Here is an 18,573-nt window from a genome sequence, read left to right as displayed (position 1 = left end):
CAGACAAAGCTAGGGCACAGCTTTCAGCAGGTCGGCGCGGTAAAACAGGTAGGCATCTATGTGCCCCAGGGGGGTGCCCATCTTGCGATAGAGCCAGTAGTCTAATGCCCTCCGCCACACCTTGCGGTCGCGCAGGCCCTCCCAAAACACCCGCGGGCTGGCGAGGCGATAGGTCTCCGGGTGCCACCAGCGGTGGATGTAGCGGCGGGCCTCCACAAAGTCGCTTCCCAGGGCGGCGCGGGCCGGGGCGATGTTCACAGCGTTGACCAGCACCACATGGGCATCCACGGGTGCCCGCAGGGGGGAGAAGGTCATATCAGGGTACCCCGCCTCGGGAAAACGGCGCAAATACCACACCCACGGCCAGGCAAACCCATCGGCCCCATCCACCAGGATCTTCATGTTCTCCTTCTGGCCGGTGGCGTGGGCGATGTGCTCAATATCTTGGGCGATGCGGGGGATGTCGGGGGCGGTCTGGGTATACACCAGCAGATCATAGGGCACGTCGCCGTTGCGATAGGTGGCGCGCCAGCCGGCGGCCAGGGTCAGCAGGCCCAGCATCCCCACCAGGCCCATGCCCAAGAGCGCTCCGCCCGCCCTCCACCCGACGCGGGTCGCGAAGGCCATCGCCAACCCTCCCACGGCCACCCACACCCCCACCCACACCAGCACCCAGAGGGGCCCTAGCGCCCCCTCGGGCGGCGATAGGAACACCACGCGGTAGCCCACCATCAGGGCCACAGGCACCAGGGGGATGGCCAGGATGGCCCCCCTCTCCCACGCCCGCCGCCACGGCACCGCCTCCACCCATCGCCCTACCACATACCCGCCCAACAACGCCATGGGGAACGCCATGTTCACCATAATCCAAGGCATCTTCTCGGAGGTCCAGGTGTACAGGATGAAGGAGCCGACCAGCCAGTAGGCCAAGAAGCGGATAAACAGGGGGGCACGCCAGGCGGTTGCGAGGCCTAGCAGGGCCAGCAGGAAGGGGAGGAACTCATAGGTCCACCCCACCACGAAGTAGTAATACCAGGGCTGGCCGCCGCGGGCCACCTCCTGCTGGGCCATCCAGTACCCCAGGGATTGCCACGCCCCTGTGAACACGCCGAAGGGGTTGGTGAACACGGTGGTGAAGAAGGTGAGCCAGATGGCGTAGAAGATGACGGCGCACACCAGCCAGCGCCGGGGGTTCCACCACAGGCCCAGTGCTACCCCCACCCCGAAGCCCGTAGCCAGCAAGACGATGGCCACATACCATCCCGCTCCCCGGGGCAGACCCACCGCACCCATGGCAGGGTCGGGGTTGGCCAGGGTGGGCGCCAGCCCCGGCAACAGCGCTACAAGGGGTGTCCATAGGGGAAGGGTGACGGTCACCAGCACCAAGAGCAGGCTCCCCGCTGGGCCGAACTGGGCGAACCCCTTGCGCGCCCGGAGCCAGTCCCACAGGTCGCGCCACCCCACCACACTCAAAAACCCCACCGTCAGCAGGGTCAAGTAATACGCCGTCTCGTGGGTTGCAAAGGCCAGGGCCAGAACCGCTACCAGGGCATAGAGATACCCGGGGCGGGGGCTTTCCAAGTAGCGCCAGGTGCACCAGATGAGGAGCACCGCCCACACCGCCATGAGAATGTCGTTGCGGGCGAAACGGCTGAAATACAAAAGGGTGGGCGAGAAGGCCAGGAAAGCGCTGGCGCAGAGGGCACCGGCCGTCCCTAACTGGGGGCGCAGCAGCCAGGGCAGGCCCACCAAAGCCGTCCCAAACAGGGCATACAGCAAGCGCGCCGTGAAGTCGCTGTCCCCGAACAGGAAGAAGAGCAGGGCGTTGGCGTGGAACTGGAAGGGGCCGTGCATCATGGGGTCGTGGCGGTAGCCCTTCCCCGTTGCCAGATACCAACTGTAGACGGCGTGCAGGCTCTCGTCGTGGTGGAGGGCGCGGCTCCCCAGGTCCCATAGGCGCATCACCAGAGCGATGCCCATCAGCCCCAGGGGAAGCACCACCTCCCACGCTAGGGGGAGCGTCCAACGGGGCGTGGAAGCGGGAGCAGGGGCTTCCAGGGTGCCGCCCACCTCCTGGGGGAGCATCCTCACCTCCGTCTATACAGGGCGTAGCCGTCCATCTCCAGCACCTTGTGCAGAACCCTCTCCAGGAGGGCCTCGTTCACCTGCCCATACTTCCTCCGTTCCCGAGGGCCCACCACCACATAGGTGACGCGGTATTTCTCCAGCAAGGAGCGCAGGTCCTCCTCGGAGGAGGTGGTATAGATGGTTTGTACCGCCTCGGCGCGCCCGTCCATCACTGTGGGCGTGCGCCGCCACTGCACCTGGTGCCCCGGCCAGTTTAAGAGGGTGGGGATGCCCGTGGCCGCCGCAATGAAGCCGTACTCCGTATACGCATCCCCTACCGCCTCCACCAGCACATCCCCCGGCTCACTAACCTGGTGCAGCACAGCGATGATGCCCCGCTCTCCCTGGCGTCCGAAACGGTCCAGGTAGGCCAAACCGTCCAGGGTAGGGGAGCCGGGAGTGCTGATTGCCTTGCTGACGCTTGCAGCAACAGGATAGTAGGACAGCAGAAGCACAACGAGACCTGTGGCCACGGCCCATACCGTCCACATCCTTGCAAGGACGGGACGCCCTTGAGCGAAGCGTTTCCCGTAGTATAGGGCGGGGCCTACCGCCAGGGCAAGGAGTGCCCACGCCTGGTAGTGCAGTTTGAACACCGTGTTCATCCGCGTGCCGAAGGTATCCACGACGTAGAATAGTTCGGGCACTAGCACTAAAAACACTCCTATACCGATCAGCCCCCATAGAAGGGCCAGGGACGTGTCTTTGCGCACGGCCGTGAGGCTCCCCAGGATGGCCAAGCCCCCCCCCACGAGAAAGGGCAGGGCGTGGAGGAACCGCCTACCCACACCGGGGACGCCCACAACGAGTGCCCCCATCAGCCAGACCAGAAGCAGCACCGCCACCCCCAGGAGGACGACCACCCCATCTCGCGCCCGCACCCCACTGCGGAGCACTCTCACCAGCGCCCCCACGCACCCCGGCAACAGGAGAAGCCCAAACTGCCCCCATACAATAAGGAGGTGCTTCCCCTGGCTTACGGGTCCACGCACGGGCAGGATGCCATGCACCCGGGAGTCCAGGTGGGCATAGAAGGGCAGGAAGGGCACCACCGCCACCACGGCCACGCCCAGGCAGGCTACCCCCGCCACTGCCAGCGCCTTGACCGACAAGACCTTCGCAGGCGGTTCGCTGCGCCAGGCCACCAACAGGATGGCCCCCCACACCACCACCAGGCCCAAGGGCAGGTCCCAGGCGTTGATGAAGCCCAGGGCTCCCGCCCACACGCCCATCACGAGGAGGATGCCAGCTCGTCTGGGGAGCCACCCCCAGGATAAGGTCTCGCCGTGCAAGACCAGGCCGCTTGCTAGCCCTATTAGTCCGATGAGGAAAGGCAACCCATTCACGTGGGGGTGCAGGTCGCCCAGCAGGAAACTGAAGAAGGGAAACTCGTGAATCGTGTAGTCCAGGCTGTGGCCGTTGCGGAGGGTGTCAATGACCCGCGTGGCACGCCACCACCACCAGCCGTCAGTAGGATACCACTGGGAGGAAGGCAGGGGAGCCTCTAATCCCTTGATCTCCACCGCTTGCCAGAAGGCAGAAGAGCCTAACCCCAACGCCCGCCCTAGTTCCAACACCCCCTCCAGGTTGGGGAGGAACAGCAGGGCGAGGGTGCTCGCCCCCCCAGCCAGGATCCACCCCCGCCCTGTTACCAGGGAGGCCCCGATGCCGAAAGCCCCCACCCCCGCCAAAGCTGCCGCCGTGGAAAGGGCCAGGTTGTAGCCGATGCCGTTGGGGACGCCCGCCAGTTTCCCCAGCAGGGCGGAGATCAAGTGGCCCCCATAGTAGTAACTGACGGGCAGGCCTGCCAACCACGCGTCCTCCGGGGGGAACCAGCGGGCGCGCCCCGCAACGGTGTAGAGCATCAGATCCATGGGCTGTTCGGTGTGGACGATCTCGGGGGTGTAGGCGCGGTACACTGTCCACACGGTGAACAGCAGCACGAAGACCCCCTCCGTCGCCAAGACGACGCCCCAGTTACCCCGTAGCCACTGGGCCACGGTGCGGCGTTGACGATAGGCCAAAGCCAGCGCGACCACCCCCCACAGGGCGATGATCAGGGCGAGGCTCCACCGGGTGCTGGGAAGGAGGCCGAAACTGGCCAGCCACCACTGGAGCAGGGTGGTGAGCAGGAGGGCAAGGGGTTTGGCCAGGCTCCATCCCCGGTCGCGCAGGGCGGGTGCCAGGGCAAAAGCCAGGGGAAACGCCAAAATCCCCAATCCCTCCACGACGGCGACCCAGCGTAGGGTCTCACCCACGGCGCGCTCCTCATATGCGGGACAGAAGCAGGTGCAGGCGCTTACACACCACTTTCCAGAGGGGCCAAAAGGGCGTCCAGAAATCCCTCGGGGTCAAAGGGGGTGAGGTCGTCCACCCCTTCGCCGGTGCCGATGAAAAGGATAGGTAAGCCCAGTTCCTGGCAGATGGCCAACACAATGCCCCCGCGGGCGGTGCCGTCCAGTTTGGCCAGCAGGATGCCGTTCACCGCCACCATCTCGGTGAACACGCGCGCCTGCTGAAGGGCATTCTGGCCGGTGGTGGCGTCCAGCACCAGCAGGGTCAGGTGGGGGGCGGACGGGTCAAGGCGCTGCAGGACACGGCGCACCTTGCGCAGTTCCTCCATGAGGGGCGTCTTGGTGTGCAGACGCCCAGCGGTGTCCAGTATCAGGATGTCCATTCCGCGCGCCTTGGCGGCCTGGTAGGCATCGTAGGCCACGGCCCCCGGGTCGGCTCCCTGCTGGTGGGCCACCACGGGGCACCCCAAGCGTCCTCCCCACACCGCTAATTGCTCAATCCCCGCCGCGCGGAAGGTGTCCCCTGCCCCCAGCAGCACGGTGCGCCCCTGCTGTTGGAAGAAGTGGGCCAGTTTGGCGATGCTGGTGGTCTTGCCCACGCCGTTGACGCCCACCACCATCAGCACCCAGGGGCGGGGGGCCGTTCCCCCGGGAGGAAGCGATGGAGGTGGGCCTGGGGAGCGCAGAATGGCCAACATCTCCTCGCGGAGGAGGCGTAAGGCTGTAGCGGGGGAGGGGTCTTTCTCCTGGCCGAGGCGCTGGCGCACGGCCGTCAGAAGGCGTTGGGTGGCCGACACCCCCACATCGGCACCCAGCAGGGTCTCCTCTACCTCGTCCCAGAAGGAGGGGTCAAGGGTGGGGCGACGAAAAAGGCCCACCAGCCGCCCAAACCAGCCCTGGCGTGCCTTTTGGACGGCGCTGTGGGCCTTCTCCCGCCGGAACAGTCCGAACACGCCCCGTTACCCACGGAAGAGGATCGTCAGGATAATGCTAACCCACATCGTGACCAGCAAAGCGATGAGCCACAGGAGGGGGTGTCCACGTCCCGCCGCAGGTTGATCATCCCTTGGCGCTGGGCCTCAAAGCGTAGGGTCATCTCCTGGCGTTGGGCCTCAAAGCGCGTGCCCATCTCCGGGCGCAAGGCATCTACACCCCGCTCCAGGTTGCCCAGGCGCTCGTTCACCTGCTCCAGAACGCCCTCCTGACGGGCGACGCGCTCCTCGAAGGTCGCCATCCCGCCTCCTTACACCCCTATTGTAACGCTAGGGCACACTTAACCCTTTTCGGGATACAAACGGGCCAGGGCTTGGCGGGCGGCCTCCTGCTCGGCGAGGCTTTTGCGAGTGCCCCATCCCCGCCCCACCACTTCCCCATGCACCAGCACCTCGGCCACAAACAGGCGCTCCTGTCCTCCCTCGTGCACTTCCCCTGAGCGATATTCGGGCAGGCCTTTGCCTTCTGCTTGCAGGCGCTCCTGCAGAAGGGACTTGGGGTCTTTGGGGGCGCCTTGAGCCACCACCCTTTCCAGGAGAGGGCCCAGGGCGCGCAGGACGAACTCCCGTGCCCTCGGGTAGCCCTGGTCCAGGAGCACCGCCCCCACTAGGGCCTCAAAGGCTCCCGCCAGGGTAGAGGGACGTTCCCGTCCCCCGCTCGCCTCCTCCCCTTTGCCCAGGAGCAAAACCTCAGAAATGCCCAACAGGGACGCCACCTGGGCCAAAGCCTTTCCCTCCACCACTGCCGAACGCAGAGCTGTTAGGTCACCTTCGGGCAGGTGGGGACACCTGCGGAACAGTTCCTCCGCCACGACGAAGTCCAGGAAGGCGTCGCCGAGAAACTCCAGACGCTCGTTGGAGGGGCGGGCCTCCGGATGTTCGTTGGCATAGGAGGCGTGCACCAGGGCTTGACGCAAAAGGGCGGGGTCATTCCAGGGCACCCCTAAGCGGTGGATGAAGGCCTCCTCGACCATGCAAACCTTAGCGAGAGAACAAGGCTGCCGGCAGGGTGCCCACTGCCGCGGCGATGGTGGTCATCCACGTCAAACTCAGCGTCCCCATCAGCCACCGGAAGCGGGAGGCAATGATGTCCTCCAGACGGTCCATCCGCCTCTCCAAACGGTACATCCGGCGGGTGATCTGCTGGAGCATCTCCCGTGTGGCATCCTGCTGAGCCTCCAGACGGGGGAGGCGCTCCTCGAGCGTGCGGGCCTCCAAGGTCATGGCGGCGCTCCTGTGTTATGCTGGGGACGACGCACCCCTTTTTAGGATACCAGGACGGGATGGCGCGTGTTCTTCCCCCGGTGCCCCAGGCCCTGGCCGAGGGCCTCCCCAAAGCCCTCCTGGACCTTTTGGCTGGAATAGGAGAGGTCGCTTTCCAGAGGGGACAATCCCTGTATCTGGTGGGGGGGCCAGTGCGTGACCTGCTGTTGCGCCGCCCCGTGATGGACATTGACCTGGTTACCGAAGGGGATGGGGTCGGCTTGGCTGACGCCGTTGCGCAGCGCTTCGGGGGCCAGGTGCGCGCCGTGAGCCCGTTCATGACGGCCAAGGTCGTCTTCTCCCTGTGGACGGTGGATGTAGCCACTGCACGTCGGGAGAGTTACCCCGCCCCGGGGGCCTTGCCTGTGGTGCACCCAGGCACCATCACCGATGACCTGGCCCGACGAGACTTTACCATCAATGCCCTGGCTATAGACGTGACGCCCCCGGGGTGGGGACGTCTTTTAGACCCCTTTGGGGGATACGCCGACCTGCAGGCGCGGCAGGTGCGCATCCTTCACGATCGCTCCTTTCAGGACGACGCTACCCGCATTCTGCGGGCCATCCGCTACGAGCAACGTTTGGGTTTTCAGATAGAGGCCCACACTCTCCAAGCCCTGGTGCGGGATAGGGGTTTTCTGGATACTATCTCCCCCGACCGCTTGCGCCGCGAGGTGGAGCGGGTGCTCCAAGAGCCTTTCCCCGAACGGGTGTTGGAGCGGGCCCAAGCCCTGGGGGTGCTGGAAGCCATCGTGCCAAATCTGCAGTGGACACATCACCAATCCCAAGCTCTGGGGGTCTGGCGTGAGGAGGGGCGGGAGGTTTCTCCTCTGCTGGTGCTGGCCGTCCTGGTGTATCCGTTGCCCGTGTCCACTGCCGAGGCTCTGGTGAGGCGCCTACGCCTGCCTCGGCGGTGGACAGATGTGGTGCACCACACCCTACGGGTGCGGAGCCTCCTGGCCCAGTGGACATCTGTCCCCCAGCCCAGCGCCCTGCAGCAAGCCCTGGACCCCCTGCGCCTGGAGGCGGTGGCGGCCTCGGCTCTGCTGGCATCCCAGGCCGCCCAGCGCCAGGCCCTGCACACTTATCTGGAGTGCTGGCGCTTCTTGCGCCCCCGTCTCTCGGCGGCAGACCTGCTGGATATGGGGGTGCCGCCCGGGCCCTGGGTGGGACGTCTGCTGGGGGAACTGCGCGCCCGCAGGGCCGACGGGCTTCTCCTCTCGGCTGAAGACGAGAGGGCCTATGTGCGCCAGCGCCTGCCTACCCTGAAGGGGGAGCCGTGAGCACAGAAGAGGTATGCGTTGTCTGTAGCGGTGTGCTGGATGCCGAGAACCGGGCGCGGTGTATCTACTGTGGAGGGGCCTTCCACCAGCCCTGGAGCGCAAGCGTGTCGGTGCCCTCCTGCGGGCGTATCTTCGCCCACGCTGAGGCGCAAGGCCTAGTGTTCGCCTGCCAGTGGTGTGCCCAGGCGCTTTTGGGGCAGGGGGGTGCTCCCCTGCGCTAACGGCTCCCAAAAGACGCGGTCTCAGGCAGGACGCGCGGGATAAGGGCGCGGGGGCGCTCCAGCACCGTTAGGGAGTAGCCCTTGCCCATCTCCGCCTCAGCAGCGGCCAGGGCCTCTTGCACTGTGGGGAAGGGTTGGAACCCCATCCGGCGCACCACTGCCGGGTCTTTGCACCCCGCCACCCACACCCGCACATTCCTCCGCACCACCAGCGTTTGGTTCCACATGAAGAAGGGGTGGGCACCGTGATAGGCGTAATCGTAGCGGTAGGCGTAGATATACTCGGGGCGATGGGCGAACTCCTCGGCGAAGTTCTCCCACAGCCAGTAGGGGTCGGTGGAGAGGGACAGCAGGCGCTCCCAGAATTCCAGGTAGGGGCGGAAGTAACGGGCGTCAAACTCGGCGCGGGCGGGGCTGGCCACGATGACGATGCCCCCTCGCTTCACCAAGGGCTGGCCCTGGAAGGCCCCATACACATACGCACCGATGGCGTTGCCCAGCAGAATGGGGTTGAAGATGGAGAACTTGGAGTAGGTGTCCACATTGGGCATGCCGCAGAGGAGCACATCGCTTTGCCCCTGGGTCTCCACCACATCCTGCTCCTGGAGCATGCGCAAGGTGTGCGGATGCACCTCGGGGGGATGCCCTGCATGAAGGGCGATAACCTCGCGGGGGCGGGCGTTGTTGTGCACCACCTCTATGGTAAAGATGCGCTTGCCCTGGCGCTCCAGGTGCTGTTGCACCACCGCCCCCTGTTCCCAGACGAGTTTCTTGAACGCGGAGCGCTCGGGGTCGTCCACCGACTGGCCCGAGGCCGTGGGCCAGGCGCGGTGGGTGTGACGGATAGTGTTGAAAGTGCCCGCCCCGATGACGATGGACTTCCAGCCCCCATTGAAGGGGCTTCCAGGCACTGAAAGGTAGATGACCTGGTCGGCGTCCACGATGGCCTTGTTGATCTCCACATCAAAGCCCCGGCGGGTGTAGCCCAGGTGGATGATGTTCTCCTTGTCTTCGGCGTCGTGGCAATAGAGGCGACGGTAGCCGAAGCGGAGCACCAGGTCGCGCCCTAGGAAGGTCTCCATCTCGAGGCGGGTGAGTTTGCGGTGCAGGCCCTGGGTGCACAGCAGGGTGATGTTCTCCTGGGGCACGCCCGCCTTGCCCAGTTCCTCCAGGAGCAGTTCAATGGCCACCTGGCGCACATCGGGGGGCTTGGTTTGCCAGGAGGCACCCGAGGAATCGTCAAAGCAGATGAGCACTCGGGCTTTCGGGCCGACCAGGCGCGGGAGCGGCTCGTGGCCGATGGGGTTGTAAAGGGCCGCGCGCAGGGCCGACCGCACATCGGTCAGAGGGGGGAGGGGGGGCTTGGGCTTGAGCACACGGGCGTTGTCGGGAACCTGAACCGGCAGGTAGCCATCTCCGTAGGCGATGAGTTCGGTCTTGGCAGACGGCACGGCACACCTCCCCTACCTGTCGCTCCGGAGCCACCCCACTGGCGGCCCCGCCAGGATTGTAACATACGAGGACGATGCCCAGACCATGCGCAGGGCGGGCACCTTTGCAAAGGGGGGAACAGTGCCTGTTCCCGCCTTGCCCCACGCCTCTTGACAACCCTTCGGGCACTTGGTATTGTTACCTTACACCATTAGAACGCATGTTCATTATGGAGAGGGCGAGGAGGCCACCATGCAGGGGCGACGCCCCCTTTCCCCACGGCAACAGCGCATCCTCACCTTCATCCGGGAGTTCATTCTGGAACACGGCTACCCCCCCTCTATACGGGACATCCAGAAAGGGTGTGGGCTATCCTCTACCTCGGTGGTGGACTATAACCTGCAGATTCTCCAGCGGGAGGGGTATCTGCGGCGCTCCCCGGAGGTCTCCCGGGGGATAGACCTCATTGGCGGCCCTGGGGGGCGGGCGGTGGTGCCTATCCCCGTCCTGGGCACCATTGCCGCCGGGGAGCCCCTGCCCACTTTCCCCGAAGACGCCTGGCAGAGCGCCGAGACCCTGGAACTGCCCACCAGTCTTGTGCCCACCCGTGGTCCCCTCTATGCCCTGCGGGTCAAGGGCCAGTCCATGCTGGACGCCCTCATTACCGACGGGGATATCATCCTCGTCCAGCAGGTACCCCAGGTGGAGAATGGGGCTATGGCCGTGGTGTGGCTCAAGGGGAGCGGGGAGGTAACGCTGAAGCACTTTTACCGGGAGCGGGAGCTCGTGCGCCTGCAGCCCGCCAACAGCCAGATGGCCCCCCTCTATGTGCACCCCAAGGAGGTGGAGGTGAAGGGGAAGGTGGTGGGGGTTCTGCGCTTCCTGGGCTAGGGTTCCTCCTCCGGCCAGGTGTACTCTTTGCGCTCGGCGCTGCGCACCCCCTCTTGCACCAGGGCGTGCACATCCAACCCCGCCTCCAGGCGCTCCGCTTCTGCCACCGTTACCTGGGTGCTGGGATGGCGGGGCACGAACAGGCTACAGCAGTCCTGGTCGGGGATGATAGAGATGGGGTAGGTGCCGATCTGCTTGGCTTGGGCGATGATCTCCTGCTTATCCATCCCGATAAGGGGGCGGAAGATGGGGAGCCGTTGCACCGCCGCCCCAATGGTGGTGATGTTGGTCAAGGTTTGGGATGCCACCTGCGCGAGGGATTCCCCCGTAACCAGGGCACCTGCGCGGTGAGCCTGCCCCAGCGCCTCGGCGATGCGGAACATGAAGCGCCGATACAGCACGACCCGGTGGCTGGGAGGCACAGTGAGGATGATGCGTTTCTGGATTTCTGCGAAGGGCACCAAGTAGAGGATGCTATGGTTCTGCCAGCGGGTGAGCAGGCGCACCAGGTCCTGCGCCTTTTCGCGGGAGGTGCCCTCCACCAGGGGGAAACTGTGGAAATGGACAAACACCACCCGACATCCGCGGCGCATGGCCCGCCAGGAGGCCACAGGCGAGTCAATGCCTCCCGAGAGCAAAGCCACCACTGTCCCGCTCACCCCCACGGGGATGCCCCCGGCCAACCGCTCCTCCCCCATGGAGACGAAGGCCTGGCGAGGCAGAACTGTGACCACCACCTCCACCTCGTAGTTCTCCAGGTCCACTCGGGCGCCCGTCTTGGTTTGCACCAGCGCCCCGACCTGGCGCTCTATGTCCGGCGAAAGGATGGGGAAAGACTTGTCCTGGCGCTTGGCTGTGACGCGGAAGGAGGCGAACCGGCGCTGGGCCGTCAGGCGCTCTGCCGCCTCCAGGATGGCGTCCATGCGGGGGGGGACACGGTAGGCGCGGGAGAGGAGTTCCAGGCCGAACACGAAGGATGCGCGCTGGCGGAGGGCCTCCCAATGGGCATCGGAGGGGAGGGGAACAACGGCCGTAAGGGGGGTGAGGGGATAGACCTGCAAGCCGGTGCCCTGTAAGGCCCGGCGCAGGTTGTGCAGGGCCTGGCGCACGAACAGGGAGCGGTTGCCCCCTTTGAGGAAGATCTCGTGGAAAAGGCGCAGGAGCCCAACCTGTTCCACGCCCACTCACTTTCCTTGAAACTGGGGTTTGCGTTTTTCCAAGAAGGCCCGCCGCCCCTCGTGGTAGTCCTGGGAGTCGAAGACCCGGAAGGGCATGGCCTCCTCCTCGGGGGTCAGGCGCAGGGCGGGATCCGTGATGACCTTGTGCAGGATGCGCTTGTTGTAGCGGTGGGAGAGGGGGCCGAGGTTGGCTATCTCCTGGGCGAGGCGGTAGGTGTAGGCCTCTACCTCGGCCAGGGGGACGACCTGGTGGAGCAGGCCCAGGCGCAGGGCCTCCTGGGCGTCCAGGAGGCGGGCGGTGAGGAGGATGTACTTAGCCCCCGCCGGCCCCACGCAGTCCACCAGCCGGCGCATTTCCTTGAAGCCGATAGTAATACCCAGGCGGGCGGCGGTGATGCCCAGGCGGGCGTTGTCCGCCCCGATGCGGATGTCGGTGGCGGTGGCGAGTTCGCACCCTCCGCCAATGCAGTAGCCCTTGATGAGGGAGATGGTGGGTTTGGGGAGGGCCTCAATCATATCCATGGCGCCCTCGGAGGCGTGGGCGTAGAGGCGGGCCTTATCGGCGTTGTTGCGGTAGAGGTCAAAGTCCTTGATGTCGGCCCCGGCGGAGAAGGCCTCGTCCCCCGCCCCGGTGAACACCACTACCCGCACCTGGGGGTCGTGCTCCAGGTCTACCATCAGGCGTTGTAGGTCCAGCCACATCTGGTAGTTCATGGCGTTGCGCTGGGTGGGGCGATTGAAAGTGATGGTGGCGATGCCGTCGGAAACGGTTAGCAGGATATCCTGGCTCACGGTGTTTCCCCCTGTGGGCATCTGTATCAAGGGTAGCACATCCTCGGCCCCTTCCCCTGGGGAGCGGGGCGGGATAGGATAGGGCTGATGGAGCGTCGGCGGAGTTTTGTCGGCATACGCGCCGTCTTCTTTGACCTCTACAACACCCTGGCGCGCTTCTGGCCGCCGCGGGAGGAGGTGCAGGCCCACGCGGCGGCTACAGTGGGTCTCCAGGTGTCCCCGGAAGGCATCGCCCGCGGCTATGCCCAGGCGGATGCCTACCTGACGCGGGAGAACGCCCGTTGGCCCCTGCGCCTGCGCCCGCCCGAGGAGGTGGACAAGTTCTGGGCGGAGTATGAGCGCCTCATCCTGGCGGGGGCGGGGGTGCAGGTGGACGCGGAGACGGCCCTGAAAGTGTGGCGGGCGGTGCGCGCCCTGCCCTATGACCTGGCCCTGTTCCCCGATGTGCTCCCTGGCCTGCGCCTCTTAAGGGAGCGGGGCTTGGTGCTTGGGGTTCTGTCCAACATCAATCGGGACGGCCCTGCTCTGTTGAACGGTCTGGGGCTAGCGGGGGCGGTGGATTTCCTGGTAACTTCGCGGGAAGTGGGGGTGGAGAAGCCCCACCCGCGCATCTTCCAGGAGGCGCTACGCCGCGCAGGCGTGCAACCGCACGAGGCGCTACATGTGGGCGACCAGGTGGAGTCGGATGTGGTGGGGGCGCAAGGGGTGGGGATACATCCCGTTCTGATGGACCGCTACGGGCACCTGGTGGCGCCCGAGGGGGTGCCGGTGGTGCGTTCGGTGGCGGAGGTGGCGGAATTGCTTGCGGATAAGGGCGTGTGAGGGGGAAGGGCCCCAGCAAAAGTTGACACTTATCCCTTATCATGCATGCCATAGTATGGCAAATAAGGGGGGTGTGTTATGCCTCTGGATGAACTGCTACAGGTTATTTCCCGTCTGCGGGAGCGTGCCCAGCAGCACCAAGTTCGCCTGGGGGCTAGCGAGGCGCAAACCCGCTACTCCCTCATTGACCCGTTGCTGAGGGCGTTGGGGTGGGATACGGAGGACCCGACACAGGTGAGGGTGGAGGAGTCCACGGGGGCAGGGACAGCAGATTATGCCCTGCTCGATGCTTCGGGAAAGGCGCACATGTATCTGGAGGCGAAGCGTCTGGGACGCCCCTTGTCCGATGGCCTTGCACAAGGGATAAACCACTGTCTCACGCAGGGGACACTTTACTTTGTGGTTACCGATGGCCTGCGGTGGGAGATATACGAAACGCACAAGCCCGTTCCCTTGGAGCAGAAGAGGGTGGTCGCTTGGGACATAGGGAGGGAAGACCCCGCAGAGGTGGCGAAGAAGGCCCGAACCCTGTGGCGGCCTAACATTTTGAGGCAGACCGCCTCGGCGCCGGTAGAGTCATCAACAGTAACACCCACGACAGCCCCCCTTCTGCTGCACCCGCTGTTTCCACAGTTAATTGGATCACGTTGGATAAACTTGAAGTGAGAACACATGACAAACACCCCAAAAGGGTACGTTTGCCAGATGGATCTGAGAAAACTCTCGATTCTTGGCGGGATCTCTTATATTATATCGCCAGTTACCTAGTTGAAAGAAATCACATCACAGCACAGCACATGCCGATACCCTTGGGCAACACGAGCCGTTATATTATGAACACTACCCCGGAGCATGAAAAAATAAAAAAGGTAAAGGTGAAGGTGGTAACTTTGCGGCTCCTAGACAAATCAAGGACCTTTGGTTGGAAACATGGATGTCGGCAGTGGATTGCCACAAATACTCTGTGGTATTGATCAACATCGCCGGCCTCAACCCCGCCGATTTCGCCGTAGCGTTCGCATGACACCTTCAGGCTCTCCCTAGCGCCGTGGCGCAGAGGGCATCCGGCCCTGCGAGGGTTCCACAAAGGTATACGGGGTTGTTCCACACGCCCCTTGTGGAGATGCTGTTCCGGGGTGGGAAAGGTCTCCCATAGCACCGGGCTACTGAACGGGGGTGACGGTTTTCTGCCCTTTCAGTACTGCCAGGGCACTCCGCGCCGTAGGAGAAGGGTTGATGGGGGAAACCTGGTGGGAGCAGATATGGGCGATGCAGGAATTGAACCTGCGACCTCCTGTTTGTAAGACAGGCGCTCTGACCGCTGAGCTAACCGCCCATGGTTGCCGAAGGGGATGGCGCGCTTGGCGGGACTCGAACCCACGGCCTCAGGCTCCGCAGGCCTGCGCTCTATCCAAGCTGAGCTACAAGCGCGCGTGGTGCCGAAGGAGGGATTTGAACCCACACGGGCGTACGCCCACTGCGCCCTGAACGCAGCGCGTCTGCCGTTCCGCCACTTCGGCACGGTGGTGGGCGGCACTGGATTTGAACCAATGACCTCCTGCGTGTGAAGCAGGCGCTCTCGGCCGCTGAGCTAGCCGCCCCCGGTGTTGGCCCTGGCTAGGGCAGGATTCGAACCTGCGACCTAACGCTTATGAAGCGCCCGCTCTACCGCTGAGCTACCTAGCCGTGCCGTTTCACCCCTATCTTACACCACCTCCTCGCCCCACTGTCAACTGCCCCACCCCTCAGGCCAAGCCTACGGGGCACAGCCTGGGCAAAGGGAAAGGACGCTACCCACCTTGGGGGAATGCTTGGGTTACAGACGCCGCGCCAGACGGGGGTCCAGAATGTCCCGCAGGCCATCGCCGATGAGGTTGATGCCCAACACTGTGATGGTCAAAAAGACCCCGGGGAAGAAGGTTACCCACACCGCCCGCTGCACGTACTGCCGTCCCTCCCCCATAATATTGCCCCAGGAGGGGATGGTGGGGGGTGTCCCCGCTCCCAGGAAACTCAGCGACGCCTCGGTGAGCACTGCCGCCGCAAAGATGAAACTCCCCTGCACGATCAGGGGGGCGATGGTGTTGGGCAAGATGTGGCGCAGGAGAATGCGGGGTGCACGGGCCCCCAGGGCACGGGCCGCTTCCACAAAGTCCCGCGTGGCCAAGGACAGCACCGCTGCCCGCACCACCCGTGTGGCCCTGGGGGTTTCCACCACCGTCAGGGCGATGATCACGTTCTGAATGCTCGCCGTGAGGAGGGCCACCAAAGCGATGGCCAACAACAGGGCCGGGAAGGCCATAATCCCATCCATCACCCGCATGATGATGGCATCAGCCCGGCGGAAGTAGCCGGCAATGAGCCCGAACACCACACCCCAGAACATCGCCAACAGTGCCACCGAAGACCCTACCACCAGGGAGACACGCCCCCCATAGATGACACGGGAGTAGATGTCCCGTCCCAGGTGGTCCGTGCCAAAGTAGTGCTCTCGGGAAGGGGGCTGCAGCCGCTCGATGGGATTGAGGGCTTGGGGCCTATGGGTGGCCAGCAGCGGGGCGCTGATGGCTACCAGCATCATGATCAGCACCACCACGATGCCGGCGGCCATAGTGGGATTGCGCCGCACAAAGGCCCACAGGCGTGCTCGCAGGCTCTTACGGGCTGCTCCAGACCAGCGGAGTTCTGCTGTCGCTAGGGTGCGCTGCTGCGTGCCCATTAGTAGCGTATCCTCGGGTCAAAATAGGCGTAGGTCAAATCCACCACCAGGTTAATGAACACATAGGCGAAAGCCACCAACAGGATGGCCCCCTGAATGACAGGATAGTCCCGGCGGAGCATGGAGTCCACGATCAATCGGCCCAGTCCCGGCAGGGCGTAGACCGTCTCCGTAACCACCACCCCCGTGATGAGCGCCGCGAAGCCCAAACCGATGATGGTAACAATGGGCACGGCGGCGTTTTTCAAGGCGTGGCGCAGGAGCACCGCCCGCTCCCCCAAACCCTTCGCTCGCGCCGTGCGGATATAGTCCTCGCGCAAAATTTCTAGCATGCTCGCCCGCGTCATGCGGGCGATGAGGGCGGAGAAGACGAGCCCCAAAGTTACGGCGGGCAGGATAAGGCTGCGGAGCCATGGCCAGAAGCCCTTGCTGATGGGTGTATACCCCGCCGCCGGCAGCAGGTTTAAGTTCACCGAGAACAGCCAGATGAGGTTGAAGCCCAGCCAGAACACAGGCACCGAGAACCCCAGCACCGCAAACACCATCACCGCCCGGTCTATCCAGGAGTTGGCCCGCCACGCCGCCAGGATGCCCATGGGCAAAGCCAGGGAGACGGCGATAATCTCCGCCAGAATAGCAAGGGAGATGGTAGGCTCCAGGCGCTGGCGTATGAGGGTCGTCACCTTATAGCCGGTGAACAGGGAATCCCCCAGATCCCCCCGCAGGATCTGCCCCAGCCACCGCCCCAGTTGCACATAAATGGGCTGGTCTAACCCCAGTTTGGCGCGGATTTGGGCGATGTTTTCGGGTGTGGCGTGCTCCCCGGCCAGCACGGCTGCGGGGTCGCCCGGCGTGACCCGCAGGAGGGCGAACACGATCAACCCTACCAGCATCAACACAGGCACTGCCGCCAGCAGGCGTTGAATCACATAAGTGGACACGCTCCTACGCTCCTCGTCTCGGGCTCACGCCCCTCGTCCGTGCCTCTAGTCTTGCACATCCCGTGCTACTTGTCCAGCCAGATGTTCCACAAAATCGTCACGGGGTGCACAATCAGGCCTTTCACCTCTTTACGGGCAGCCCGGATGTTGAAGAACTGCCCCAGGTTCACATAGGGCACTTCCTCATAGTGTAGTTTCTGAATCTCGTCGGCTATTTGTTTGCGCTTGCTGTGGTCGGTCTCCTTGACCCATTGTGTGCGCAACTCATCAGCGCGTGGATTGCTGTAGAAGCCGAACCATGGCGTCAGACCCTGATGCACCGAGGGATCCATGACGCTCAGGAAACCCCACGAGGTATGGAAGATGTGCCATCCGCCCTGCTCGGGCGGGTCGCGGCGGGCGCGGCGGGTAACCACCGTGGCCCAGTCGGTGGAGACGAAGTCCACCTTGGCCCCCAGTTTCTCCAGGAGGTCTTTGGTGACCACCGAGGCGTTATACAAGGAGGGCAGGTCGCCCGGGGCGATGATGACGATGGGGCGGCCATCATAGCCCGACTCCCGCAGCCATTGGCGTCCCCGCTCCAAGTCGCCCTTCAGGGCGAACTCGGTGCCTGCGTGGCTTTCCCACGGCCCCCCGCACAGGTAGATGGATAGACAGCGGTTCCAAAAACGCTCGGGTCCATAGGAGGCACGCAGATAGGTGGCCTGGTCGGCGGCAACCTGTACCGCACGGCGCGCCAAGGGCTTGTCAAAGGGCGGGTGCAGCACATTGAACCGCAACCACGCCTGGCGCCCAAAGGGTACGATGAACACCTGGATGTTGGGGTCCCGGGAGAGCACATCAAAGTCGTCGTTGAGGGGGTCTTCAAAATAGTCAATGGTAGCGGTGCGCAGGGCGGCCAGGGCTGTGGCCCGGTCGGGCATAATCAGCCACTCCATCCGATCCACGTAGGCGATTTTGCCGCCGGCCAGCCCACTGGGAGGCTCTGGGCGTGGCCGATAGGCATCGTTGCGCACAAACTCCAGTTTATGCCCTGGTTGGTGGACGACCAGTTTGTAGGGGCCGGAGCCGATACGGGCGTCGGCCCGCTCCGTGGGGGGCTTGAGGGCGTCCTCCTTCTTGAACACCACGGGCAGGTAGCTGCTGGGCTTGCCGATGGCTTCCAGGGTGATGCCCAGAGGCTCCTTCAGTTTCATACGGAAGGTCTTGGCATCAATGGTCTCGATCTTTTCCAAAGCGGCGAAGATGATGCGGGCCTGGGGGTCCTGCTTGCCCCAGCGTTGGAGGGAGAGCACCGCCTCCTCGCTAGTAACGGGCGTGCCGTCGTGGAACTGCAGACCGTCCCGCAGGACGAAGGTGTATTCGGTGCCGTCCGGGCTCACCCGCCAGGTGTCTACCATCTGGGGGCGGACCTCCATCTTCTCATCCCGTGCCAATAGCACATCAAATACATTGGCAGCATAGGTGAAGGTGATGGCGGCGGTGGTCCAGGTGGGGTCAAGGGTGGCGGGGTCGGCGTGGGGGACGAAGCGGAGGGTGCCCCCGCGCTTGGGGCCAACGGGAGCGGCAGGCGTTGGTGTAGGCGTGACGACGACGCGTGGTGTGGGGGCGATGAAGGG

The 18,573-nt window shown here is 64.4% G+C and carries 17 protein-coding genes and 5 tRNA genes; 5 read left to right on the top strand and 17 right to left on the bottom strand.

Annotated features, from left to right (window positions below; translation table 11 throughout):
* Positions 1–9 precede the first annotated feature (9 nt).
* Genes NZ951_06410 through NZ951_06385 form a run of 6 tightly spaced genes read right to left on the bottom strand, consistent with a single transcriptional unit; the run spans position 10 to position 6,637 of the window.
* A complete protein-coding gene (locus NZ951_06410) occupies positions 10–2,085 on the bottom strand; it encodes a TIGR03663 family protein (protein ID MCS7207545.1) in 2,076 nt (691 codons plus the stop codon).
* A 2-nt stretch (positions 2,086–2,087) separates the two neighbouring features.
* Positions 2,088–4,385: a DUF2298 domain-containing protein gene (locus tag NZ951_06405; protein MCS7207544.1), complete on the bottom strand. Its 2,298-nt coding sequence runs from the start codon at positions 4,383–4,385 to the stop codon at positions 2,088–2,090.
* Between the two features lie 41 nt (positions 4,386–4,426).
* Entirely contained in the window at positions 4,427–5,374 is a 948-nt protein-coding gene (ftsY, locus tag NZ951_06400) for a signal recognition particle-docking protein FtsY (protein MCS7207543.1), read from the bottom strand.
* A gap of 26 nt (positions 5,375–5,400) precedes the next feature.
* Positions 5,401–5,655 (bottom strand): hypothetical protein, encoded by a 255-nt coding sequence (locus NZ951_06395; protein MCS7207542.1) that lies wholly within the window; start codon positions 5,653–5,655, stop codon positions 5,401–5,403.
* A 39-nt stretch (positions 5,656–5,694) separates the two neighbouring features.
* Positions 5,695–6,387 (bottom strand): ribonuclease III, encoded by a 693-nt coding sequence (rnc, locus tag NZ951_06390; GenBank protein ID MCS7207541.1) that lies wholly within the window; start codon positions 6,385–6,387, stop codon positions 5,695–5,697.
* 7 nt (positions 6,388–6,394) lie between these two features.
* Positions 6,395–6,637 carry a hypothetical protein gene (locus NZ951_06385; GenBank protein MCS7207540.1) on the bottom strand — a complete coding sequence of 81 codons (243 nt, stop codon included), beginning with the start codon at positions 6,635–6,637 and terminating at the stop codon, positions 6,395–6,397.
* Positions 6,638–6,696: 59 nt separating this feature from the next.
* On the opposite strand from NZ951_06385, the gene NZ951_06380 reads away from it, so the two are divergent.
* Both NZ951_06380 and NZ951_06375 read left to right on the top strand, forming a co-directional pair.
* The gene (locus NZ951_06380) at positions 6,697–7,959 is read left to right on the top strand and encodes a hypothetical protein (protein MCS7207539.1); all 1,263 of its coding nucleotides are present in this window, start codon (positions 6,697–6,699) and stop codon (positions 7,957–7,959) included.
* Positions 7,956–8,180 (top strand): hypothetical protein, encoded by a 225-nt coding sequence (locus NZ951_06375; protein MCS7207538.1) that lies wholly within the window; start codon positions 7,956–7,958, stop codon positions 8,178–8,180. The genes NZ951_06380 and NZ951_06375 overlap by 4 nt, the downstream gene beginning before the upstream one ends.
* Here NZ951_06375 and NZ951_06370 read toward each other — a convergent pair.
* Positions 8,177–9,631, bottom strand: coding sequence for a nickel-dependent lactate racemase (locus NZ951_06370; protein MCS7207537.1), 1,455 nt, complete (start codon positions 9,629–9,631; stop codon positions 8,177–8,179). The two genes, NZ951_06375 and NZ951_06370, sit on opposite strands and share 4 nt — an antisense overlap.
* 232 nt (positions 9,632–9,863) lie before the next feature.
* Between NZ951_06370 and lexA the strand changes: the two genes are divergently transcribed.
* Positions 9,864–10,502 carry a transcriptional repressor LexA gene (gene lexA, locus NZ951_06365; GenBank protein MCS7207536.1) on the top strand — a complete coding sequence of 213 codons (639 nt, stop codon included), beginning with the start codon at positions 9,864–9,866 and terminating at the stop codon, positions 10,500–10,502.
* On the opposite strand, the gene thiI is transcribed toward lexA, so the two are convergent.
* Both thiI and NZ951_06355 read right to left on the bottom strand, forming a co-directional pair.
* Complete coding sequence (thiI, locus tag NZ951_06360) at positions 10,499–11,680, bottom strand: tRNA 4-thiouridine(8) synthase ThiI (GenBank protein MCS7207535.1); 1,182 nt, start codon at positions 11,678–11,680, stop codon at positions 10,499–10,501. The genes lexA and thiI overlap by 4 nt on opposite strands.
* A gap of 6 nt (positions 11,681–11,686) precedes the next feature.
* Positions 11,687–12,472 (bottom strand): enoyl-CoA hydratase-related protein, encoded by a 786-nt coding sequence (locus NZ951_06355; GenBank protein ID MCS7207534.1) that lies wholly within the window; start codon positions 12,470–12,472, stop codon positions 11,687–11,689.
* 87 nt (positions 12,473–12,559) lie between these two features.
* Here NZ951_06355 and NZ951_06350 point away from each other — a divergent pair, with 87 nt between their 5' ends.
* The gene (locus tag NZ951_06350) at positions 12,560–13,294 is read left to right on the top strand and encodes an HAD-IA family hydrolase (protein ID MCS7207533.1); all 735 of its coding nucleotides are present in this window, start codon (positions 12,560–12,562) and stop codon (positions 13,292–13,294) included.
* Between the two features lie 78 nt (positions 13,295–13,372).
* On the top strand, positions 13,373–13,960 hold the full coding sequence (locus tag NZ951_06345) for a hypothetical protein (GenBank protein MCS7207532.1): 588 nt from the start codon (positions 13,373–13,375) through the stop codon (positions 13,958–13,960).
* A 597-nt stretch (positions 13,961–14,557) separates the two neighbouring features.
* Here the strand turns inward: NZ951_06345 and NZ951_06340 are convergent.
* From NZ951_06340 to NZ951_06305, 8 genes are all read right to left on the bottom strand, one after another.
* Positions 14,558–14,630 (bottom strand) — tRNA-Val (locus NZ951_06340).
* A gap of 17 nt (positions 14,631–14,647) precedes the next feature.
* A tRNA-Arg gene (locus NZ951_06335) sits at positions 14,648–14,725 on the bottom strand.
* A 3-nt stretch (positions 14,726–14,728) separates the two neighbouring features.
* Positions 14,729–14,814 (bottom strand) — tRNA-Leu (locus NZ951_06330).
* Between the two features lie 4 nt (positions 14,815–14,818).
* Positions 14,819–14,895: transfer RNA gene (locus NZ951_06325), tRNA-Val, on the bottom strand.
* Positions 14,896–14,908: 13 nt separating this feature from the next.
* Positions 14,909–14,980 (bottom strand) — tRNA-Met (locus NZ951_06320).
* Positions 14,981–15,110: 130 nt separating this feature from the next.
* Positions 15,111–16,013 (bottom strand): ABC transporter permease, encoded by a 903-nt coding sequence (locus tag NZ951_06315; GenBank protein MCS7207531.1) that lies wholly within the window; start codon positions 16,011–16,013, stop codon positions 15,111–15,113.
* The gene (locus NZ951_06310) at positions 16,013–16,954 is read right to left on the bottom strand and encodes an ABC transporter permease (GenBank protein MCS7207530.1); all 942 of its coding nucleotides are present in this window, start codon (positions 16,952–16,954) and stop codon (positions 16,013–16,015) included. The genes NZ951_06315 and NZ951_06310 overlap by 1 nt, the downstream gene beginning before the upstream one ends.
* A gap of 65 nt (positions 16,955–17,019) precedes the next feature.
* A partial coding sequence (locus NZ951_06305; protein MCS7207529.1) for an ABC transporter substrate-binding protein occupies positions 17,020–18,573 on the bottom strand: 1,554 nt, incomplete at its 5' end.

The organism is Dehalococcoidia bacterium, assembly GCA_025060295.1.
Classification (GTDB): domain Bacteria; phylum Chloroflexota; class Dehalococcoidia; order Lucifugimonadales; family HRBIN23; genus HRBIN23.
This window is presented reverse-complemented; position numbering and strand designations above follow the sequence as displayed.